Source organism: Paenibacillus sp. SAF-068 (assembly GCF_051967555.1).
GTDB lineage: Bacteria > Bacillota > Bacilli > Paenibacillales > Paenibacillaceae > Paenibacillus.
The window spans coordinates 501315-520106 of record NZ_JBQCJX010000002.1; the positions used below are offsets into that span (position 1 = coordinate 501315).

The following is an 18792-nucleotide window of genomic DNA, read 5'->3' on the forward strand; positions in this document are numbered from 1 at the left end:
GCTCATGTAAATAAGTGATCATTACATTGAGGTTGACACCTTTATTACCTTTCGCCTATAATGAAAGATGATGAACCGTGTTATTGCTCTTGGACGGTCTGGTCGGAGGGAGGGAAAACTGGTGTCTGAAACTAAAGTTCGCAAAAACGAGACTATTGATGCTGCACTTCGTCGTTTTAAACGTTCCATCGCTAAAGATGGCGTATTGGCCTGAGGTGAAGAAACGTAAGCATTATGAGAAGCCAAGCGTAAAGCGCAAGAAAAAGTCCGAGGCTGCTCGTAAGAGAAAGTTTTAGGAGGATTTTAACTACATGAATCTTAGCGAACGATTGAACGAAGATATGAAGCAAGCGATGAAGAGTAAGGACAAGTTCAGACTCTCCAACATTCGGTTGATTCGTTCGACGATCAAGAATCTTGAAATAGATTTGAAAAGAGATTTGGATGACAACGAAGTGCTTGATATTCTGAGTCGTGAAATCAAACAGCGCAAAGATGCCCTCCAAGAATTTGACAAAGCGGGCCGTGAAGACCTCGCGGCAAATGCAAAAGCGGAAATTGAAGTACTCATCCAGTACCTTCCCGCACAACTTTCCGAAGAAGAAATTAAAGTTATTGTACAGCAGACCATCCAGGAAACCGGTGCTTCTTCGAAAGCCGAGATGGGGAAAGTTATGGCTGCCCTTATGCCGAAAGTTAAAGGCAAAGCGGACGGCAAACTGGTGAATCAAGCAGTTCAACAATTTCTGCAATAAAGCAAATCAATAAACACCTTCTGACTTGTCAGAAGGTGTTTTTTCCATTTAATCAGAAGACATGCTGTCCTTGGGATAGTGGAATTTCTTTTAAATGGTTAATATATGATTATGGTTTTAATTTCTTGCAATTGATCAAGTTTTCAAATATAATTTTAAGATTTTGAAACGAAATGTTGCATTGCACGTAATAAATACCATAAGCTGGACAGTATAACATTAATGGAAAAGGGGGGACTATTGTGAAGGGAAAGCACCGGAAGAAGCTTACGGGGCCATTGATGCTCTTAATGCTGCTGACGCTGCTGCTTCCTGTCTGGATTGGATCACCGTCAGCGCATGCAGCTGAGAAGAGTGGTGCCGTATATATTATTCCGGTGGATAAACCAATCGAGCAGGGACTTGGCAAGTTCATGGAACGTGGGTTCAAGGAAGCGGAAAAGATGAACGCTGGCCTGATCGTTCTTGATATCAATACGCCGGGAGGCCGTGTGGATACTGCGGAAGCGTTGGGTACCCTGATTAAGGACAGTCCAATTGAGACTGTTGCATTTGTCCGTGGAGATGCTGCTTCAGCCGGAAGTTTTCTGGCCCTGAATGCAGATAAGATCGTAATGTCACCAGGCAGTATGATTGGTGCGGCAGCCATGGTGGACAGTACGGGTAAACATGTTGATGATCCCAAGCTTGTTGCATTCTGGAAAAGCAAAATGCAGGGAGCAGCTGAAATCAGCGGTCGTGATGGCAAGATTGCCGCTGGGATGACGGATGTTAACATCGTTGTTGAAATGCCAGAGATCAATAAAACCAAGCAAAAAGGTGAAATTATTGCTCTCTCCGCTGAGGAAGCGCTGAAAGTTGGTTATGCCGACCACATCAGCAACACGCCGGAAGAAGCGGCAGCTTGGCTTGGTTACAGCCAGGATGACGTATTTAAGGTAGAACGTACGACAGCGGAGAATATCTCATCGTTTCTGACCAATCCGGTTGTCATGACTGTACTCTTGTTCCTGGGGATTGCAGGTGTGATCATTGAATTGATAGTTCCTGGTTTTGGAGTTCCTGGTATTGTAGGTATCGTGTGTTTCGTGTTGTATTTCTCGGGTAATTACATTGCGGGATTTGCCGGAGCAGAGACATGGGTGCTATTTACCGTCGGACTCATTATGATGATTCTGGAGATGTTTATTCCGAGCTTTGGTATACTCGGGATTTTGGGATCGATTGCACTTGTAGCCGGTGTTGTAAGGGCAGCTTATGATACGAGTGATGCTTTTGTATCTCTGGGTATCGCCTTTGGTGCAGCGCTGGTGGTCATTGCAATTATCTCAATCATCTTTAAGGATCGAGGAATCTGGAATCGGTTTATACTAAGTGACAGCATGTCTGCGGATCGGGGTTATTCATCAGCTACAGAACGTAAAGAGCTGGTTGGTCTGCAGGGAATCAGTCTGACACCGCTTCGCCCTTCTGGTACAGCGATGTTTGAAGGAGAACGAATTGACGTTGTGACCGACGGAGATTTTATTCCCATCGATACACCGATTATTGTGATTAAAGCGGAAGGTACCCGGATTGTAGTTCAGCAAGCTCTGCCGGTGTAATTCGCTTTGTTGTCGAAGCGGAATAACGCTTCGGCAATGTACATAACCATTTAAGCTGAAGCTGCCAGCGAGGTGGTGCATTGTGTTTTATTTAGCAGCGCACTCATGTATGTCTTCTTTGACTGTGTTTAACAAAATTCTATTTGCAAATGGAGGAAATTAAACAATGGACACATCTACGATTACGATTTTGCTCATTGCGGTAGTAGGTATTATCGTATTGAGCGTATTCTTCAGCTTTTTCCCGGTTATGCTTTGGGTTTCGGCAATTGCATCCGGTGTACGCGTAAGTATTATTACACTGGTGGCGATGAGACTGAGACGTGTAACGCCTAGCCGGATCGTGAATCCAATGATCAAAGCAACCAAAGCCGGTCTCAAACTCTCAATGAACCAACTGGAAAGTCACTTCCTGGCTGGTGGTAACGTTGACCGCGTTGTAAACGCTCTGATTGCTGCACAACGTGCGAACATTCCACTTGAATTTGAACGTGCTGCTGCCATTGACCTGGCAGGTCGTGACGTATTACAAGCCGTACAAATGAGCGTTAACCCACGTGTTATCGAAACACCAATTGTCTCTGCGGTAGCCAAAGATGGTATTGAAGTTAAAGTTAGAGCGCGAGTTACGGTTCGTGCGAATATTGACCGTCTCGTCGGTGGTGCTGGTGAAGAGACGATCATCGCCCGTGTCGGCGAAGGTATCGTAAGTACGAACGGTTCCTCCAATTCTCACAAAGATGTTCTGGAAAATCCGGATCTCATCTCACGTACTGTATTGTCCAAAGGTCTGGATGCAGGTACTGCTTTTGAAATCCTGTCCATCGATATTGCGGACGTTGATGTAGGTAAGAACATTGGTGCCTTCTTGCAAACAGAGCAGGCAGAAGCTGACAAACGAATTGCTCAGGCAAAAGCGGAAGAGCGTCGTGCAATGGCCGTAGCGCAAGAGCAAGAGATGAAAGCACGCGTAGTGGAAATGAGAGCGCGCGTTGTTGAATCCGAATCCCAAGTACCTTTGGCAATGTCCGAAGCCCTGCGTAGTGGTAAGATCGGTGTCATGGATTACATGAACCTGAAGAATATTGAAGCAGATACTCAAATGCGTAACACATTGGGAAAACCTGGTGAAGGTTCAAATTCCAACGATCAGGGTGATTCCAAAAACGGAAGATAGGCGGTGAGTGCATATGGGCCTATTTGAATGGATTTTTAATAATCTGTACATCGTGGCCGTCATCGGTTTTGCGCTCTTCTCCTTCTTGGGAAAGGCTGCCAAATCGGCTGATCCGAACAAAAAGCGTCCTCCTAACGGGATGCCTACATTTGGAGGTAACGGCGATTCAGACCGGGATGAACGTTCAAGAGGGAACTTACCTCCGCAGCAGACGTCCGGACCTGCAGATCCCCGCTATGATGAACAGTATGACGATCGGTATGATGATGAGCAATATAAGAATCAGTACGATCAACCATATTCGGAGCCTGCTGCAACTTCTCGCCCCGCAAATGACTACAGAAGTGAGGGCACGATGAGTGCCATGGAAAATTCACTTGAAGAACAGATGAGGGGCATGGAAGAACAGCAACGTTTGATTGAAGAACGCTTGAATCGCATCTCTTCTGCGAATAGGCCAGTTGTGTCTGATTCCGGTTGGAATGATTCCGGCACAGATGAATCGGGAGCAGCATCTCCGCTTCGTCCGGCGGACGTTCGCACAGGTGTATTATGGGCAGAAGTATTGGGTTCCCCACGTTCCAAGCAACCGTTTGGTACAAGAGGGAAATTATAAACAAGTTAGGCTGTTGGACGGAATTAGAGCCGTCTCTGGTGAGCATGAAGCCGCCGGAGACGGCTTTTTCTGTGTTCAATCCTTTTTTCTCAACATTCGTCCCTAACACGCCCCGGAATTTTCATAATTTCATGAATCTGCGCATAAGTTGAACTGTAGAGGAAGGGGGAAGACCTTCGAATGACCCGGATCAGCCGCAAGCTGCGCAGATGGACCAGTGAAGTGTTGGATCTGCCGCAGGATGTGCTTTATGATATGCCACGGTTAACCCTGATCGGCAGTAAGCAATTGTATATAGAGAATCACCGCGGTGTCATCCATTTTACCCCGGATCGCATCGTGCTGGCTCTTTCCCAAGGCCAGTTAGAGATCAAAGGAACTGCCTTGGTGATACGTAACATTTTGCCGGATGAAGTAGCAGTTGAAGGAACGATTCTGGATATTCATATGAATGGAGTGGAGGGGAACGGATGAAGCAGCCCAGTCTGTATAAACTGCGGGGAGCAGTCCGAATCAGGGTCACTGGTGGGGACATTGAAACATTGATCAACACGGTTGCAGAGCAGGGACTGGAGGTGTGGAACCTGCGTGCTCACGATGGACGCGTGGCAGAGATGAACATTCTGCTGCCGCATTTTTTCAAGTTGCGTCCTGTGTTGAAACGGACAGGCTGCAGAGTGAAAGTGACCCATCGCAGCGGGTTCCCCTTTTTTGCGGCTAGACTATTGCGCAGGAAGTTCTTTCTTGGGGGGATGCTGTTTTTTGTGGCAGCTTTGTTTGTGTTGTCTTCCATGGTATGGGATGTAGAGGTCAAGGGTAACGTCACTATTCCTACGGACGAGGTGCTTGCAGCAGCGAAGAAAGAGGGGGTATATCCTTTCCAATGGGGGTTTCGCTTGCAAAGCCAAGACAAGCTCTCCAGACAGCTTGCACTCGCCCTGCCGGATGTAACCTGGATTGGCGTGAGCAAAGAGGGGACAACCATTACCATCCAGGTCGTCGAATCGGCGCAACCAAAGCGCGAACCGTTACTGAACCCCAGACATCTGATCAGCAAGTCAGATGCTGTTGTCACTCAAATCTATGCGGAGCAGGGACGCCCTGTTGTTCAGAAGGACATGCGTGTCAAAAAAGGCCAAGTATTAATCTCGGGGATTCTCGGGGATGAGGAGAACACCAAAACCATCGTTGCCAAAGGCGAGGTTCGTGGTCTGGTATGGCGTGAGTATCAGGTAGAGGTCCCGCTGGTGCAAAAACATAACACCATGACAGGTGAGAGCAAAGAACGTTTTTACATGGTACTGGGGAAATGGGCGATTCAACTGTGGGGGTACGGAAGTACACCATTCAGTTCATTTGATACGGAGAGTAATCACAGACCATTGACTTGGCGATCCTTCACGCTTCCAATGGGTTGGCTGACAGAGAAAGACCTGGAGACCCGAGAACATGAGGAACAACAGACAATAGAATGGGCCAGAACGAAAGGATTGGAAGGAGCAAGGAACGATATTATCGCCAAAAACGGCAAAGGGACGAAAATTATAAGTGAAAAAATTTTGCATGAGAAGAAAGAGAATGGTAAAGTTTATATGAAAGTCTTATTTGAAGTAGAAGAAAGCATTGCGGAGGAACTTCCGCTAGTCCATAGTCAAGGAGAATGAGGATATTTGTCAGAGCAAACACGCAGTATACAAATCTCCCTCCAGAGTGCGGGAGAGGGTCAGTCTCTATTTGGACCCCAAGATACTTTTCTTAAACTGATTGAATCCGAGATTCCCGCCCAGATTGCATCCCGTGAAGCGGAGATTGTGATTTTCGGCAATGTACAACAGGTGGAATCACTTGAACAACTATTTGATGTGTTACTGCAATTGATACGCAACGGGTACGTGTTAACCGAAAGAGATGTAAAGTATGCGATTGAACTTGCCAAGGATATGCGGGCAGACCAGCTATTGGATCTGTTCAAGGGCGAGATTACGACGACATACCGAGGTAAACCCATCCGTGTTAAAACCATTGGACAGAAGCACTATGTAACTACAATTAAAAAACGTGATATTGTATTTGGCATTGGTCCTGCCGGTACGGGTAAAACCTACCTTGCTGTCGTACTGGCTGTTGCCGCAATTAAAGAAGGCAGCGTCAAACGCATTGTACTCACAAGGCCTGCTGTTGAAGCAGGAGAGAGTCTTGGCTTTTTGCCAGGTGATCTTCAGGAAAAGGTAGACCCGTATCTGAGACCGCTGTACGATGCCCTGTATGACGTTATGGGACAAGAACAGACCGCAAAGGCACTGGAGCGTGGGTTAATCGAGATTGCACCACTCGCTTACATGCGGGGGCGTACCTTGGATGACTCGTTCATCATTCTTGATGAAGCACAGAACACAACGCCTGAACAGATGAAGATGTTTCTGACCCGTCTTGGTTTTGGCTCCAAAATGGTCATCACCGGAGACGTGACACAGATTGATTTACCGCGTGGCAAGAAATCCGGGCTTGTGGAAGCGAATACGATCTTGAACGAAGTTGATGAGATTGGATTTGTGCATTTTGCCGAGCAAGATGTTGTGCGGCATTCCCTCGTCCAGAAAATTATCGTGGCTTACAACCACGCCGCAGAAAATCAAGCATAGAAAGGGATTGTCTAAAGTGACCTCGAAGGAACCGTCAAAAGGCAAATCTTTTCAGAATAAGGCTACAGGATGGAAGTATAGCGTGTGGGCACGCTATCTTCTGTTTTTGTTTCTGGTGATTCTTTTCTTCGTGAGTCTCGCCTCCAAGCTGCTCCCTGAGCGGTATGATATTCAGGAAGGTACACGAAGTGAAGTGGACATTGCTGCGCCCATGCAGATTCCGAATAACAAGGCCACACTCAAAGCACAGGAAGAAGCTGCTGAACGGGTACAGCCGATATTTCAGATTATCCAGTTGCGAAACGAAAATCTGATGACGACCCTGCTTGATCGCGTAGATCGATTAAATCAGGATGATCAGATTTCAAGTCAGGATAAGATTGATATATATCGGGATGAAATTCCGCAGCGCCAGAAGGACTTTGTGACCAACTATATCAATAATAATCGGAAAGCTGGTACATACTCCGAGACTCTGTTGGAAGAGATCAGAAACGTGGTACAGGAGCAAAGCTACCGTATTCCCGAAGAAACCTACATCAAAATTTCACGTCTCACATCGGATGATATCCAGGAGATGAAACCAGTTGCAAGGGATATTGTTGCCCGGTTAATGACAGATCAGATCAGTGATGCAACTACTGCCCGTGCCAAAGTAGCCGAGATGGTGAGTGTAAGCTCTCTTAGTAAGCGTACGCAACGTGAGGTCGTGCAAGAGCTTGCTCGTCTCGTGGTGACCGCTAACCGCTTCTACGATGAAGAGGGAACCAAGGAAGCGAAAGTGCAGGCGCGTGAGAACACGCAAACCGTTTTTATCAAGCAAGGAGACACATTAGTTGCCAAAGGTGAGATGATCACCCCGGAGATGTATACTTTGCTGGATGAGAATGATTTGCTGAAAAATGAAGTGAACTACTGGCCACAGCTTGGTCTTCTTATGTTTTCCTGTCTGTTGTCAGCAGCAATTCTGATGTATATTCAGCAATGCAGCGGAACGCATTTCAAATATAATAATGCGCAGCTGTTGATGCTTGTTCTCATTTTTATTATTACGATTGTTGTTATGCATGTGACGGCGATTATTCAAACCAATGAGAGGTCGTATGTAGGCTTCCTTGCACCTGTTGCGGTAGGGGCGATGTTAATTGCGCTGTTGCTGGATACGTCGCTTGCCTTTGTATGTTCGATATTGATCGGCATATTGTCCAGTATCATTTTGAACACGCATCAGGGTCAACTTTTTGACTTCGAACTAGGGTTCTTTGGTGTGGTAGTTTCGTTTGTTGCCATCTTTGCAACTCACCGGGCTAGCCAGCGATCAACGATCCTGAAAGGGGCCATTATGGTCTGCATGTTCGGTTCAATAGCCGTCTTCACCCTGGCTTTGATTGACTCGGGAGATTGGAACCGAACCACGACACTGTATGGCGTTGGGTTTGCATTTGCGGGTGGCGTATTAACTGCCATACTGGTCATTGGGCTGATGCCATTTTTCGAAACTTCATTTGGCATTTTGTCAGCGCTCAAACTGGTGGAACTGTCTAATCCGAACCATCCGCTTCTACGCAAGTTGCTTACGGAGACACCGGGTACTTATCATCACAGTGTGATGGTAGGGAATCTGTCCGAAGCTGCAGCAGAAGCCATTGGAGCTAACGGATTGCTCTGCCGAGTGGGTTCGTATTATCATGATATTGGCAAGACGAAGCGGCCCATTTATTTTATTGAGAATCAGAACAATATGGAGAATCCACATGATTCAATTGATCCGAAACTGAGCAAATCCATTATCGTTGCCCATGCGCGTGATGGAGTTGAAATGCAGAAGGATTATAAGCTGCCCAGACCTATTCGGGATATTGCGGAACAACATCATGGTACAACATTTCTCCACTTTTTCTATCACAAAGCTTTACGCCAGGCGGAAGAAGCAGGAGTTGAACCTGATTTCACGGAAGAGGATTTCCGTTACCCTGGGCCGAAGGCTCAGTCCAAGGAATCGGCTATTGTTGGTATTGCCGATAGTGTAGAGGCTGCTGTGAGATCTTTGCGCAAACCGACCGTGGAGCAAGTGGAGTCCATGATTGAGAAGATTATTAAAGGACGATTGGACGATCATCAATTCAATGATTGTGACCTTACGATGCGTGAACTGGATATCGTCGCAAGAACATTGAAGGAAACGGTGATGGGTATCTTCCACTCCAGGATCGAATATCCGGAGGAGATTAAGAAACCCAAGCCGACTTCGCCCGAAGCGGGCTAATTCAATAATAGTTCGTGTTCAAAAAGGTCGGTTTTCAGTACCGAGAAGATGGGATGAAGCTAGAAATGGAGTAGCGGAGCGTAGGGAAAAATACGTGAGCAACGGACATTTCGGCTGAATGCCATATTCGATGCGAAGGATGCCCTTAGGCATCCTTCGTAATCAAAAGCGGGCTTTCGAACAACCTCTAATATGAGCAGACAGGAGTTATGAAAGAATGAGTCTTAATCTGGCATGGAATAATGAACAACAGGATAAAGAAATTACAGAACCAATGATTGCAATGTTGGAACAGCTGCTGAATCTCGCAGGAGAAGCAGAAGGTGTTGCAGACGGGGAGGTGGCTCTGACTTTTGTGAACGATGAGCAGATTCATGAGTTGAACCGTGATTATCGCGGTATTGACCGTCCCACAGATGTATTGTCTTTTGCGATGAACGAAACGGTGGATGAAGAACTCGATATTATCTATGAGCTGGACGAAGATGAAGAAATGGAAGAAATGCCGGATGTTCTTGGAGACATCATCATTTCCGTTCCACGGACCATTCTGCAAAGTGAAGAGTATGGACACTCCTTTGAACGTGAACTTGGTTTTCTGTTTGTCCACGGTTTCTTGCACCTGCTCGGATACGACCATCAGGACGAAGCAAGTGAGGCTGAAATGATGGGCAAACAAGAAGCGGTATTGGCCCAGGCCGGGTTGACACGATAATGAAAAGACGCTCCTGGGGTCTGGTATTCCGCAATGCTGCGGAAGGAATCGCATATGGGTTGCGGACTCAGCGTAATGTGAGAGTTCACACGGGAGTGGCTATCTTGATGTGTGTAGCCGGCTTTTTTTTCAGAATCACAAGAACGGATTGGATGTTTGTGCTGACTGCTGTCTTTTTGGTTCTGGTGACTGAATTGATGAATACGGCTGTAGAGGCAGCAGTTGATTTGGCACATCCTCATATCCATCCGCTGGCAAAAGCGGCGAAGGATACCGCGGCCGGGGCAGTTTTGCTGGCTGCGGTATTCGCCGTCATCATCGGTTGTATCGTGTTCATTAAGCCGGTGATGAGCTGGCTGGGTTTGTACTGATGTTGTTTTAACTTTGTTTCAATTTTTGATTTTAATACTACACACTAATATAAAGTTGGATCTTTTTTAAGTTGAACTTTTGATTTACACGATAACGTACAGGCCAGAAATAACTTGTAGAAGCACAGCGTTCGCCTTTATCCCCGGATTTTAACTTTGTAAAAGTAAATCAAAAAAATCTGGGGATAACAGCGATCGAAAGTTATTCTGGACGCGGAGTGGTCAGTGTAAATGATCTTTAGTTGAACTTAACTTATAGAGCGCAGCTTTATATCCACCCTAAGGGAGAGAATAATAATGGATAATGGTTTGCTAATGCAGGAGGCAATTAAGGCACGTACGAAGGCATATACGCCTTACTCCCATTTTGGTGTGGGTGCAGCTTTGCTTGACAGCGAAGGGCATGTGCATCATGGTTGTAATATTGAGAATGCTGCGTATACCCCAGGTAACTGTGCTGAGCGTACAGCGATGTTCAGTGCCATTGCAGGTGGGCAGAAGCCTCGCAGCTTCAAAGCGATTGCCATTGTGGGAGACACCGATGGTCCGATTGCCCCATGTGGTGTATGTCGCCAGGTCATGTACGAGCTGTGTGAACCCGATATGAAAGTCATCTTGGGGAACATGAAGGGTGATCTGCAAGAGACCACCGTTGCCGAACTGTTACCTTGGGCTTTTGGGCCTTCTGATCTGAATTCTGCCAAAAAATAAACCAATATTCCAGGCCTAGGCGCCTGAGGAGGAACATATGAAAAAACAAGCATTTAAATCCGGTTTTGTAGCTATTATTGGACGTCCGAACGTAGGTAAATCCACACTGATGAATCAGGTGATCGGACAGAAAATTGCAATCATGTCGGACAAGCCGCAAACGACTCGTAATAAAATTCATGGTGTGTATACATCCGAACATCAGCAGATCGTTTTTCTGGACACACCGGGGATTCACAAACGTCAATCCAAACTGGGCGATTACATGAACCAGACTGCTCTGAACACGCTCGGAGAAGTGGAAGCAGCACTATTCCTGATTGACGCTTCGGAAGGTATGGGTGGCGGTGACCGTTATATTGCGGAACAGTTGAAAAATATCCGTACACCTGTCATTCTTGTCATGAATAAAATTGACAAAATTGAGCCTGAAGCGTTGCTGCCTCTTATTGAGGAGTACCGCAAGTTACATGATTTCGCTGAAATCGTGCCTGTTTCTGCCATGCTCGGAAGTAATGTAAGCACCTTATTGGAACAGCTCGGCAAGTATTTGCCGGAAGGTCCACAGTACTATCCCGATGACCAGGTTACAGACCATCCGGAACAGTTTGTATGTGCAGAGTTGATCCGTGAGAAAATTTTGCAAATGACTCGTGAAGAAGTGCCACACTCCATTGCTGTAACGATTGAGGATATGAAAGTACAAGATAACGGTGTCGTATATATTTCAGCCGTCATTTTTGTGGAACGGGATTCGCAAAAAGGGATCATCATTGGGAAGCAGGGTGCCCTCTTGAAAGAAGTGGGTAAACGAGCCAGACATGACATTCAAAATCTGCTGGGTTCCAAAATTTTCATGGATTTGTGGGTTAAAGTGAAGAAAGACTGGAGAAATCAGGATCGAGTTCTGCGTGACCTTGGCTTTGGCCGCGAATAATCGCCCGAATGTGTATCCAGTAATTGCAACACATAGTTTACCTTGCAAGACTCCATCCTATCAGGTAGATGCAGACGTCATTTCCGAAGAGAGGATGAAATTCCGATGCGAGATTTTTCGTGGAAGGTTTTTGCGATGACGGGGGATGTAGAGTCCTACTTGTTATATACCGAGGCTTGTAACTCGTTGGGACAGGAGTCGGATCATGCAAGGGAAGTGATTGAAGATGAAGAAGCCGAAGGATAATTGGCTGATTCGGGAATGGTTAGGTGACGAGGCATGCTATATAGGGTGGAAGGGATTGTCATCCGCAGCATGGACTACGGCGAAGGGAACAAAATTATTACGCTTTGCACCGAAAGCGGCGGGAAAGTAGGGGTACTCGTCCGCGGTGCCAAAAAGCCCAAGAGCCGACATGCTGCACTGGTGCAGCCGTTTACGTATGGTCAATATGTATATTTTCGCAATACAGGTCTAGGCACACTGAACGCTGGAGAAATTGTTGAATCCTATCATGAGCTGCGTGAAGACCTGATTAAGGCATCTTATGCCTCTTATGCGTGTGAACTATTGGATCGCGTGCTTCAGGATGAAGAGACAGGTACATTTTGGTTCAAGCAATTAAAGGCGTGTTTGCAGGCGTTGAAGGAAGAGAAAGACCCGGTTGTTATTACAAGTCTGTACGAAATGAAAATATTACAGGCAGCCGGATATGGTCCACAGTTGGACGAGTGCATCTCCTGCAATCAGGAGCGGCCAGATGAGCAGTTGTTTGTAAGTCCCCGACTTGGCGGCGTTTTGTGTCGTGCATGCAAACATTTCGATCCTCCAGCGATGTCCGTAAGTCCAAAGGCTCTGAAATTGTTGCGTGTGTTCGCGCAGTTGGATCTGCAACGCTTGGGAAATATATCAGTGAGTGAGTCTACCCGTGATGAGATCAAAAAGCTGATGCGTGCTTTTATGGATCATCAACTTGGTCTGAATCTTAAATCCCGTTCTTTCCTCGATCAGATGGAGAAGTACGGGATTTGAGGCGTTTACGTAAATGTGAAACTATATCTTGACTTCATACTAGATTTTATATATTATGAAATATAATTTCTCTTTATGAGACATGCATTGAACGAGAAAGTAAAAGACTGGATTTATTGCATTGGTGAGACAAGTGTTGTATAACAACTTGTGAATCATGAATGAGCGAGCCGGGGATGGTGGAAGCCTGGTTGAATCGGTCTTTGAAACGGCACTCGGGAGCATGAATGGACACGGAAAAGTGGGCTGGAACGACAGGATCATTCTGTTGATCCAAGCCAAGTAGGGTGGAACCGCGGGAATAGCTCTCGTCCCTACGTCTGTACAACAGGCGTAGGACGGGGGCTATTTATTGTTGTCTGCACCGTTCTAAGCTTGCTATCAAACCATCGAAAAGGAGCATGATTATGAATTTTCAGCAGATGATTCTAACGCTGCAACAATTCTGGGCCGAGCATAACTGTATTATTGTCCAGCCATATGATACGGAAAAAGGGGCAGGTACGATGAACCCGATGACCTTTTTGCGTTCGCTTGGACCCGAACCTTGGAAAGTGGCCTATGTGGAGCCTTCCCGTCGTCCTTCGGACGGACGTTATGGTGAGAACCCTAACCGGCTTTACCAGCATCATCAGTTCCAGGTAATCATCAAGCCTTCACCGGACAATATTCAGGAAATTTACCTGGAAAGTCTGAAGCGTCTGGGCATTGATCCGCTCAAACATGATATTCGGTTTGTTGAAGATAACTGGGAGAATCCTTCCCTAGGTTGTGCAGGTCTCGGTTGGGAAGTATGGTTGGACGGAATGGAAATTACGCAATTCACGTATTTCCAACAGGTTGGTGGAATCGAGACGAATCCGGTAGCTGTTGAAATCACGTATGGTATGGAGCGTTTGGCTTCTTACATTCAGGATAAAGAAAATGTGTTTGATTTGGAGTGGGTGGAAGGTATCACTTATGGTGATGTATTCCGTCAGCCAGAATTCGAACACTCTAAATATACGTTTGAAGTATCTGATGTCAAAATGCTATTTACACTTTTCAACATGCATGAAGAAGAAGCAAACAAGGCCATGGCGCAGCATCTGGTATTCCCGGCATATGACTATGTGCTGAAATGTTCCCACACATTCAACCTGTTGGATGCACGTGGAGCCATCAGTGTAACGGAACGTACGGGTTACATCACACGTGTCCGTAATCTGGCTCGCCAAGTCGCTGCAACATATATGGAAGAGCGCGAGAAGCTGGGCTTCCCGCTGATCAAGAAAGGGGGAGCCGAGCATGTCTAAGGATCTGTTGTTTGAAATCGGACTGGAAGAAGTCCCTGCACGTTTCATGCGCGCAGCGATCGCACAGCTGCAAGAGCGTGTCGTGAAATGGCTTGACGCATCCCGCATTGCCTATGGTGAAGTTAATGCGTACGCCACACCGCGCCGACTGGCTGTTTTGATCCAGAACGTGGCTGAAAAGCAGGAAGATATAGAGGAAGAAGTGAAAGGTCCTTCACGCAAAATTGCCTTGGACGAGAGTGGAAATTGGAGCAAAGCTGCACTCGGATTCGCCCGCAGTCAAGGTGTTGAGCCGGACCAGTTCACGTTCAAGGAACTGAACGGTGTCGAATATGTCTATGCAATGAAGTCCAGCAAAGGTGTGGAAACGGCTTCTGTGATTGGCGAAGGATTGCTTTCTGTATTACATGCCATGACGTTCCCGAAATTCATGCGTTGGGCTTCCTATGATTTCAAATTTGTTCGTCCAATTCGCTGGATTGTGGCTATGCTCGGCAGTGATGTCATTGATCTGGAAGTGACAGGTGTCAAGGCGGGTAATGTAACTCGTGGACATCGTTTCCTCGGTAAGGAAGCTGTGATTTCCACTCCGTCTTCATATGTGGAAGTGCTGCGTTCAGAACATGTCATTGCAGATATCCAGGAACGTGAACAGATGATTGTATCCCAGATTGAGGCACTGGCTGCTGAGAAAAAGTGGGATATTGCGATTAAGGAAGACTTGCTGGAGGAAGTCCTGTTCCTGGTGGAAACACCTACTGTTTTGTTCGGGACATTCGACTCTTCATTCTTGAATATTCCACAAGAAGTACTGATTACTTCCATGCGTGAGCATCAGCGTTATTTCCCTGTACTGGACAACGAAGGACAATTGTTGCCATTCTTCGTGACGGTACGCAACGGTGGAAGTGACTCACTGGATGTGATTGCAAAAGGTAATGAAAAAGTATTGCGTGCACGTCTGTCTGATGCCAAGTTCTTCTATGAGGAAGACCAGAAGCTTCAGATTAAGGATGCATTGTCGAAGCTGGAAAGTATCGTCTTCCAGGAAGAGCTGGGAACGGTTGGCGATAAAGTGCGCCGTATTCGCAAGATTGCCGATGGAATTGCTGCCAAACTGCAAGTATCCGGTGATGTTGCCGAATCCGTTAGCCGTTCAGCAGATATCTGCAAATTCGATCTGGTGACACTGATGGTTGGTGAATTCCCGGAACTGCAAGGTGTGATGGGTGAGGATTACGCTCGTAAATCCGGTGAAAAAGAAGAGGTGGCCAAAGCGGTATTTGAACACTATCAGCCACGTTTCGCTGGAGATCAATCCCCTGCCTCTCTTGTTGGTGCCATTGTGAGTGCTGCGGACAAAATGGATACAATCGTGGGTTGTTTCTCAATTAACATCATTCCAACAGGTTCTCAGGATCCGTACGCGCTGCGTCGTCAGGCTGCAGGTATTGTACAGATTTTGCTGGATCACAAGCTTCCGCTGACATTGTCAGACGTGTTCGGAGTAGCACTTCAAGTGCATGCCCAGATGAACCTGTTGAAACGTGCAGACGAAGAGGTTCGTAAAGATCTGCAAGACTTCTTTGGTCTTCGAGTGAAAAAATTGTTGTCCGAAACAGTTCGCTACGATGTAGTGGATGCGGTCATTTCTTCCGGATTCGATGATATCAGCGCTGTGGTTCCAAAAGGTGAAGCGCTGATGGCGGCTGTTCTGACAGGAGACGAATTCAAAACAACGGTTGAATCATTCAACCGTGTAGGAAATTTGGCTGCCAAAGCATCCAATGCTTCTGTACATCCAGAACTGTTCACAGAAGATGGAGAGCGTCAGCTACACGAGGCATGGAGCAGAACAAATGCAGAGTACCGTCAGGCGTTGACTCAGCACGATGCTGCTGAAGCGCTGGCTATTGCATCTGCTTGGAAAGATGGAATTACCTCATTCTTCGATTCGGTCATGGTTATGGCTGAAGATGAGGCTGTCCGTGCCAATCGACTTGCCTTGCTTGCGGCTATTGATCGTGACTTGAAAGGATTTGCTGATTTTTCCAAGTTGGTTTGGTAATTGGGCATATTTCATGAGTCCTTTTCCACAGACTTGGAGCAAAGCTAAAATTCAGTATTAAAGAAGGATATATGAGGGTATAAATATACGGAACGGGTTGTGAGATGTATTTTTGACAACCGCTCCGTATTTTAGCCTTTGATTTCCCTTGTTGTGGCAGAAGGATTTTGCCTGGCCGGGGTCGTATATTACAATATGCAGCTATTTTATGAAACCGGGTGGTCTGGGTTTGAGTGAATTGAATGTACGTCATATTGTTGTGGATGGTGATGCTTGCCCGGTGAAAACCGAGATCGCGCAAACCGCTCGCCTTTTCAACATCCCTGTACTGTTAGTCTCTTCATTTGATCATTTGCTTCAAGGTGGAGAAGGGGTGCGTACCGTGCAAGTGGATCGCAGTGATCAGAGTGCAGATCTCTATATTGCTAATCATATTAAGCCATATGATGTGGTTATCACTCAGGACTATGGACTTGCGGCACTTGCGCTCGGCAAACGTTGTTATGTTTTATCCTTTCGTGGTCGTGAGTTTAACGACCGTGACATTGATTTCATGTTGGATTCTCGTCATACTGCGGCCAAAGCACGAAAAAGAGGCCACTACGGGAAGGGTCCAAAGCCTTTCACAGAGCAGGATCGAGAAATTTTTCAACATAAACTGACAAAACTTTTAAAAGATTTGCAGGAGAATGTGTAAGTTTATCGAATTATATTTACGTGTTGAAGAGATGAAGGTGGCCAGAGATGAGTACCGGACAAGGCGGTATACCCGAAAGTATTATTGAATCGGTGTTACAGCAGAATGATATTGTCGATACGGTGAGCCGATTTGTGCATCTGACCAAGCAGGGGAAGTATATGAAAGGCCTCTGTCCTTTTCATTCCGAGAAGACGCCTTCGTTCACCGTTACACCTGAGAAACAAATTTTCTACTGCTACGGTTGCGGCACGGGCGGAAATGCCATCAAATTCAGGATGGAAATCGAAGGGTTATCCTTTCCCGAGGCTGTCAAAACGATGGCGGAAGAAAGTCACATCTCTATGGGGGACTGGCAAGGGCGTGAATCTGCTCATGTGAATCCGGAGACCGAACGTCTGTTGGAGGCTTATGAGCTTACCGCTAAGCTGTATCATTTTTTGTTGAAAAATACAGAGCACGGCAAGTCAGCCATGGAGTATTTACGCTCCAGAGGTTTTGGCGACAAGTTGATCGACCAGTTCCAGATTGGGTTCGCTCCAAATCGTTGGGATACACTGGTACAATTTCTTGAAAAACGTAACTATCCGCTCGAAGAGATGGAAAAGGGTGGACTTCTGTCACCGCGAAATGAAGGTCAGGGATATGTGGACCGATTCCGAGACCGGATTATGTTCCCGATTAATGGCAGGAGCGGTAAACCAATTGCATTTGCAGGTCGCATATTGGGAGATGGGCAACCGAAGTATCTAAATTCACCGGAAACCCGGTTATTTAACAAAAGCCGTGTTCTCTATAATCTGCATCAGGCCAAAAATGCAATTCGCAAACAAAGACAAGCCATTTTGTTCGAGGGATATGGTGATGTCATCTCCGCATGGGATCAGGACATCCAGAATGGTGTAGCGGCAATGGGTACTGCGCTAACCGAGAATCAGGCACTGATGCTCAAAGGGATGTGTGACGAAGTCATCATATGTTATGACGGAGACAAAGCAGGACAGGCTGCTGCACTCAAAAACTTCCCCATTCTTGAGGAAGCCGGATTGCAGGTCAAAGTGGCTCTCATTCCCGAGGGACTTGACCCGGATGATTTTATCCGGAAGCACGGTGGTGAACGGTTCCGAAACCAGATTGTGGACGGTGCCGTGACAACTACAAAATTTAAACTTATAAACTTAAAAAAAAGCCATATACTGCTAGAGGGTGGCGGACAAATCGCCTATTCGAAAGAAGCAGTAAAACTGATTGCCCCTTTACCTTCTCCAACAGAAAGGGAAGTGTATCTTCGTGAGCTGGCTGCAGAAGTGGACGTATCGTTCGAAACATTGAAGCAGGAGTGTAATGAAGAACGGGAGGCGATGAAAAATAACCTCCAGTTTGGGGATAATAACCCGAAAAGGTGGAATAATGGTAGGCAACAAAATAGGCAGGTGCCTACACCGAATCTGTTGCCAGCTTACCACGCTGCTGAACGCAAACTGATTGCCTGGATGTTGCAGGATGATGAGGCTGCCCAGTACGTGAACGAGCATCTTGGTGAAGCTTTTAACTTGGATGATCATGCAGCTATTGCTGCTTATCTATATGCCTACTATGCGCAAGGCAAACCGTCGGATACAAGTCGCTTTATGTCTTCACTGCATGACGATCGCTTGGAAAAAACGGTCAGTTCAATCTCGATGATGGATGGTCCAGGTGAATGGAGTATTCAAATGCTCGATGATTGCATCAGGGAAGTGCTGAAGTATCCACGCAAGAAAGAGTACGATTTGAAAAAAGAAGAAATGATTGCTGCAGAGCGGGCAGGCGATTCTGTACGCGCGGCACAGATTGCAATTGAAATGATTGCCCTAGAGAGACAGTGAACGTCTGATTATTAGATGTTTCTAGGGAGGAGGGAGTC

General features: G+C 46.4%; 18 protein-coding genes and 1 pseudogene. All 19 read left to right on the plus strand.

Annotated elements, in window-relative coordinates; translation table 11 throughout:
* Positions 1–121: 121 nt before the first annotated feature.
* Positions 122–296 (plus strand): annotated as a pseudogene (gene rpsU / locus ACTHPG_RS16175) (30S ribosomal protein S21).
* Positions 297–311: 15 nt separating this feature from the next.
* Positions 312–755, plus strand: a complete 444-nt coding sequence (locus tag ACTHPG_RS16180; protein ID WP_062835503.1) for a GatB/YqeY domain-containing protein — start codon at positions 312–314, stop codon at positions 753–755.
* Positions 756–1036: 281 nt separating this feature from the next.
* Positions 1037–2359 carry an NfeD family protein gene (locus ACTHPG_RS16185; protein WP_440390825.1) on the plus strand — a complete coding sequence of 441 codons (1323 nt, stop codon included), beginning with the start codon at positions 1037–1039 and terminating at the stop codon, positions 2357–2359.
* Positions 2360–2525: 166 nt separating this feature from the next.
* Positions 2526–3536: a flotillin-like protein FloA gene (gene floA / locus ACTHPG_RS16190; protein ID WP_440390595.1), complete on the plus strand. Its 1011-nt coding sequence runs from the start codon at positions 2526–2528 to the stop codon at positions 3534–3536.
* Positions 3537–3549: 13 nt separating this feature from the next.
* The gene (locus ACTHPG_RS16195; RefSeq protein ID WP_440390596.1) at positions 3550–4152 is read left to right on the plus strand and encodes a hypothetical protein; all 603 of its coding nucleotides are present in this window, start codon (positions 3550–3552) and stop codon (positions 4150–4152) included.
* A gap of 180 nt (positions 4153–4332) precedes the next feature.
* Positions 4333–4626 (plus strand): sporulation protein YqfC, encoded by a 294-nt coding sequence (yqfC, locus tag ACTHPG_RS16200; RefSeq protein ID WP_017687241.1) that lies wholly within the window; start codon positions 4333–4335, stop codon positions 4624–4626.
* On the plus strand, positions 4623–5816 hold the full coding sequence (gene yqfD / locus ACTHPG_RS16205) for a sporulation protein YqfD (protein WP_440390597.1): 1194 nt from the start codon (positions 4623–4625) through the stop codon (positions 5814–5816). Before yqfC ends, yqfD begins: the two co-directional genes overlap by 4 nt.
* Positions 5817–5822: 6 nt before the next feature.
* Positions 5823–6794, plus strand: coding sequence for a PhoH family protein (locus ACTHPG_RS16210; protein ID WP_440390598.1), 972 nt, complete (start codon positions 5823–5825; stop codon positions 6792–6794).
* 16 nt (positions 6795–6810) lie between these two features.
* Positions 6811–9060, plus strand: coding sequence for an HD family phosphohydrolase (locus tag ACTHPG_RS16215; protein ID WP_440390599.1), 2250 nt, complete (start codon positions 6811–6813; stop codon positions 9058–9060).
* 217 nt (positions 9061–9277) lie between these two features.
* On the plus strand, positions 9278–9775 hold the full coding sequence (gene ybeY / locus ACTHPG_RS16220; protein ID WP_036674804.1) for an rRNA maturation RNase YbeY: 498 nt from the start codon (positions 9278–9280) through the stop codon (positions 9773–9775).
* Positions 9775–10146 carry a diacylglycerol kinase family protein gene (locus ACTHPG_RS16225; protein WP_440390600.1) on the plus strand — a complete coding sequence of 124 codons (372 nt, stop codon included), beginning with the start codon at positions 9775–9777 and terminating at the stop codon, positions 10144–10146. Before ybeY ends, ACTHPG_RS16225 begins: the two co-directional genes overlap by 1 nt.
* 297 nt (positions 10147–10443) lie before the next feature.
* Positions 10444–10857, plus strand: coding sequence for a cytidine deaminase (locus tag ACTHPG_RS16230; protein ID WP_076211616.1), 414 nt, complete (start codon positions 10444–10446; stop codon positions 10855–10857).
* 37 nt (positions 10858–10894) lie between these two features.
* Positions 10895–11794: a GTPase Era gene (gene era / locus ACTHPG_RS16235; protein ID WP_145151051.1), complete on the plus strand. Its 900-nt coding sequence runs from the start codon at positions 10895–10897 to the stop codon at positions 11792–11794.
* A 105-nt stretch (positions 11795–11899) separates the two neighbouring features.
* On the plus strand, positions 11900–12040 hold the full coding sequence (locus ACTHPG_RS16240; protein WP_091013993.1) for a YqzL family protein: 141 nt from the start codon (positions 11900–11902) through the stop codon (positions 12038–12040).
* A gap of 33 nt (positions 12041–12073) precedes the next feature.
* Positions 12074–12826, plus strand: coding sequence for a DNA repair protein RecO (gene recO, locus ACTHPG_RS16245; RefSeq protein ID WP_440390601.1), 753 nt, complete (start codon positions 12074–12076; stop codon positions 12824–12826).
* Positions 12827–13233: 407 nt separating this feature from the next.
* Positions 13234–14121, plus strand: a complete 888-nt coding sequence (glyQ, locus tag ACTHPG_RS16250) for a glycine--tRNA ligase subunit alpha (protein WP_017687252.1) — start codon at positions 13234–13236, stop codon at positions 14119–14121.
* A complete protein-coding gene (gene glyS / locus ACTHPG_RS16255) occupies positions 14114–16189 on the plus strand; it encodes a glycine--tRNA ligase subunit beta (protein WP_440390602.1) in 2076 nt (691 codons plus the stop codon). The genes glyQ and glyS overlap by 8 nt, the downstream gene beginning before the upstream one ends.
* Positions 16190–16397: 208 nt before the next feature.
* A complete protein-coding gene (locus ACTHPG_RS16260; RefSeq protein WP_339306713.1) occupies positions 16398–16886 on the plus strand; it encodes a YaiI/YqxD family protein in 489 nt (162 codons plus the stop codon).
* A 47-nt stretch (positions 16887–16933) separates the two neighbouring features.
* Entirely contained in the window at positions 16934–18754 is a 1821-nt protein-coding gene (gene dnaG / locus ACTHPG_RS16265) for a DNA primase (RefSeq protein WP_421885703.1), read from the plus strand.
* Positions 18755–18792: the final 38 nt, after the last annotated feature.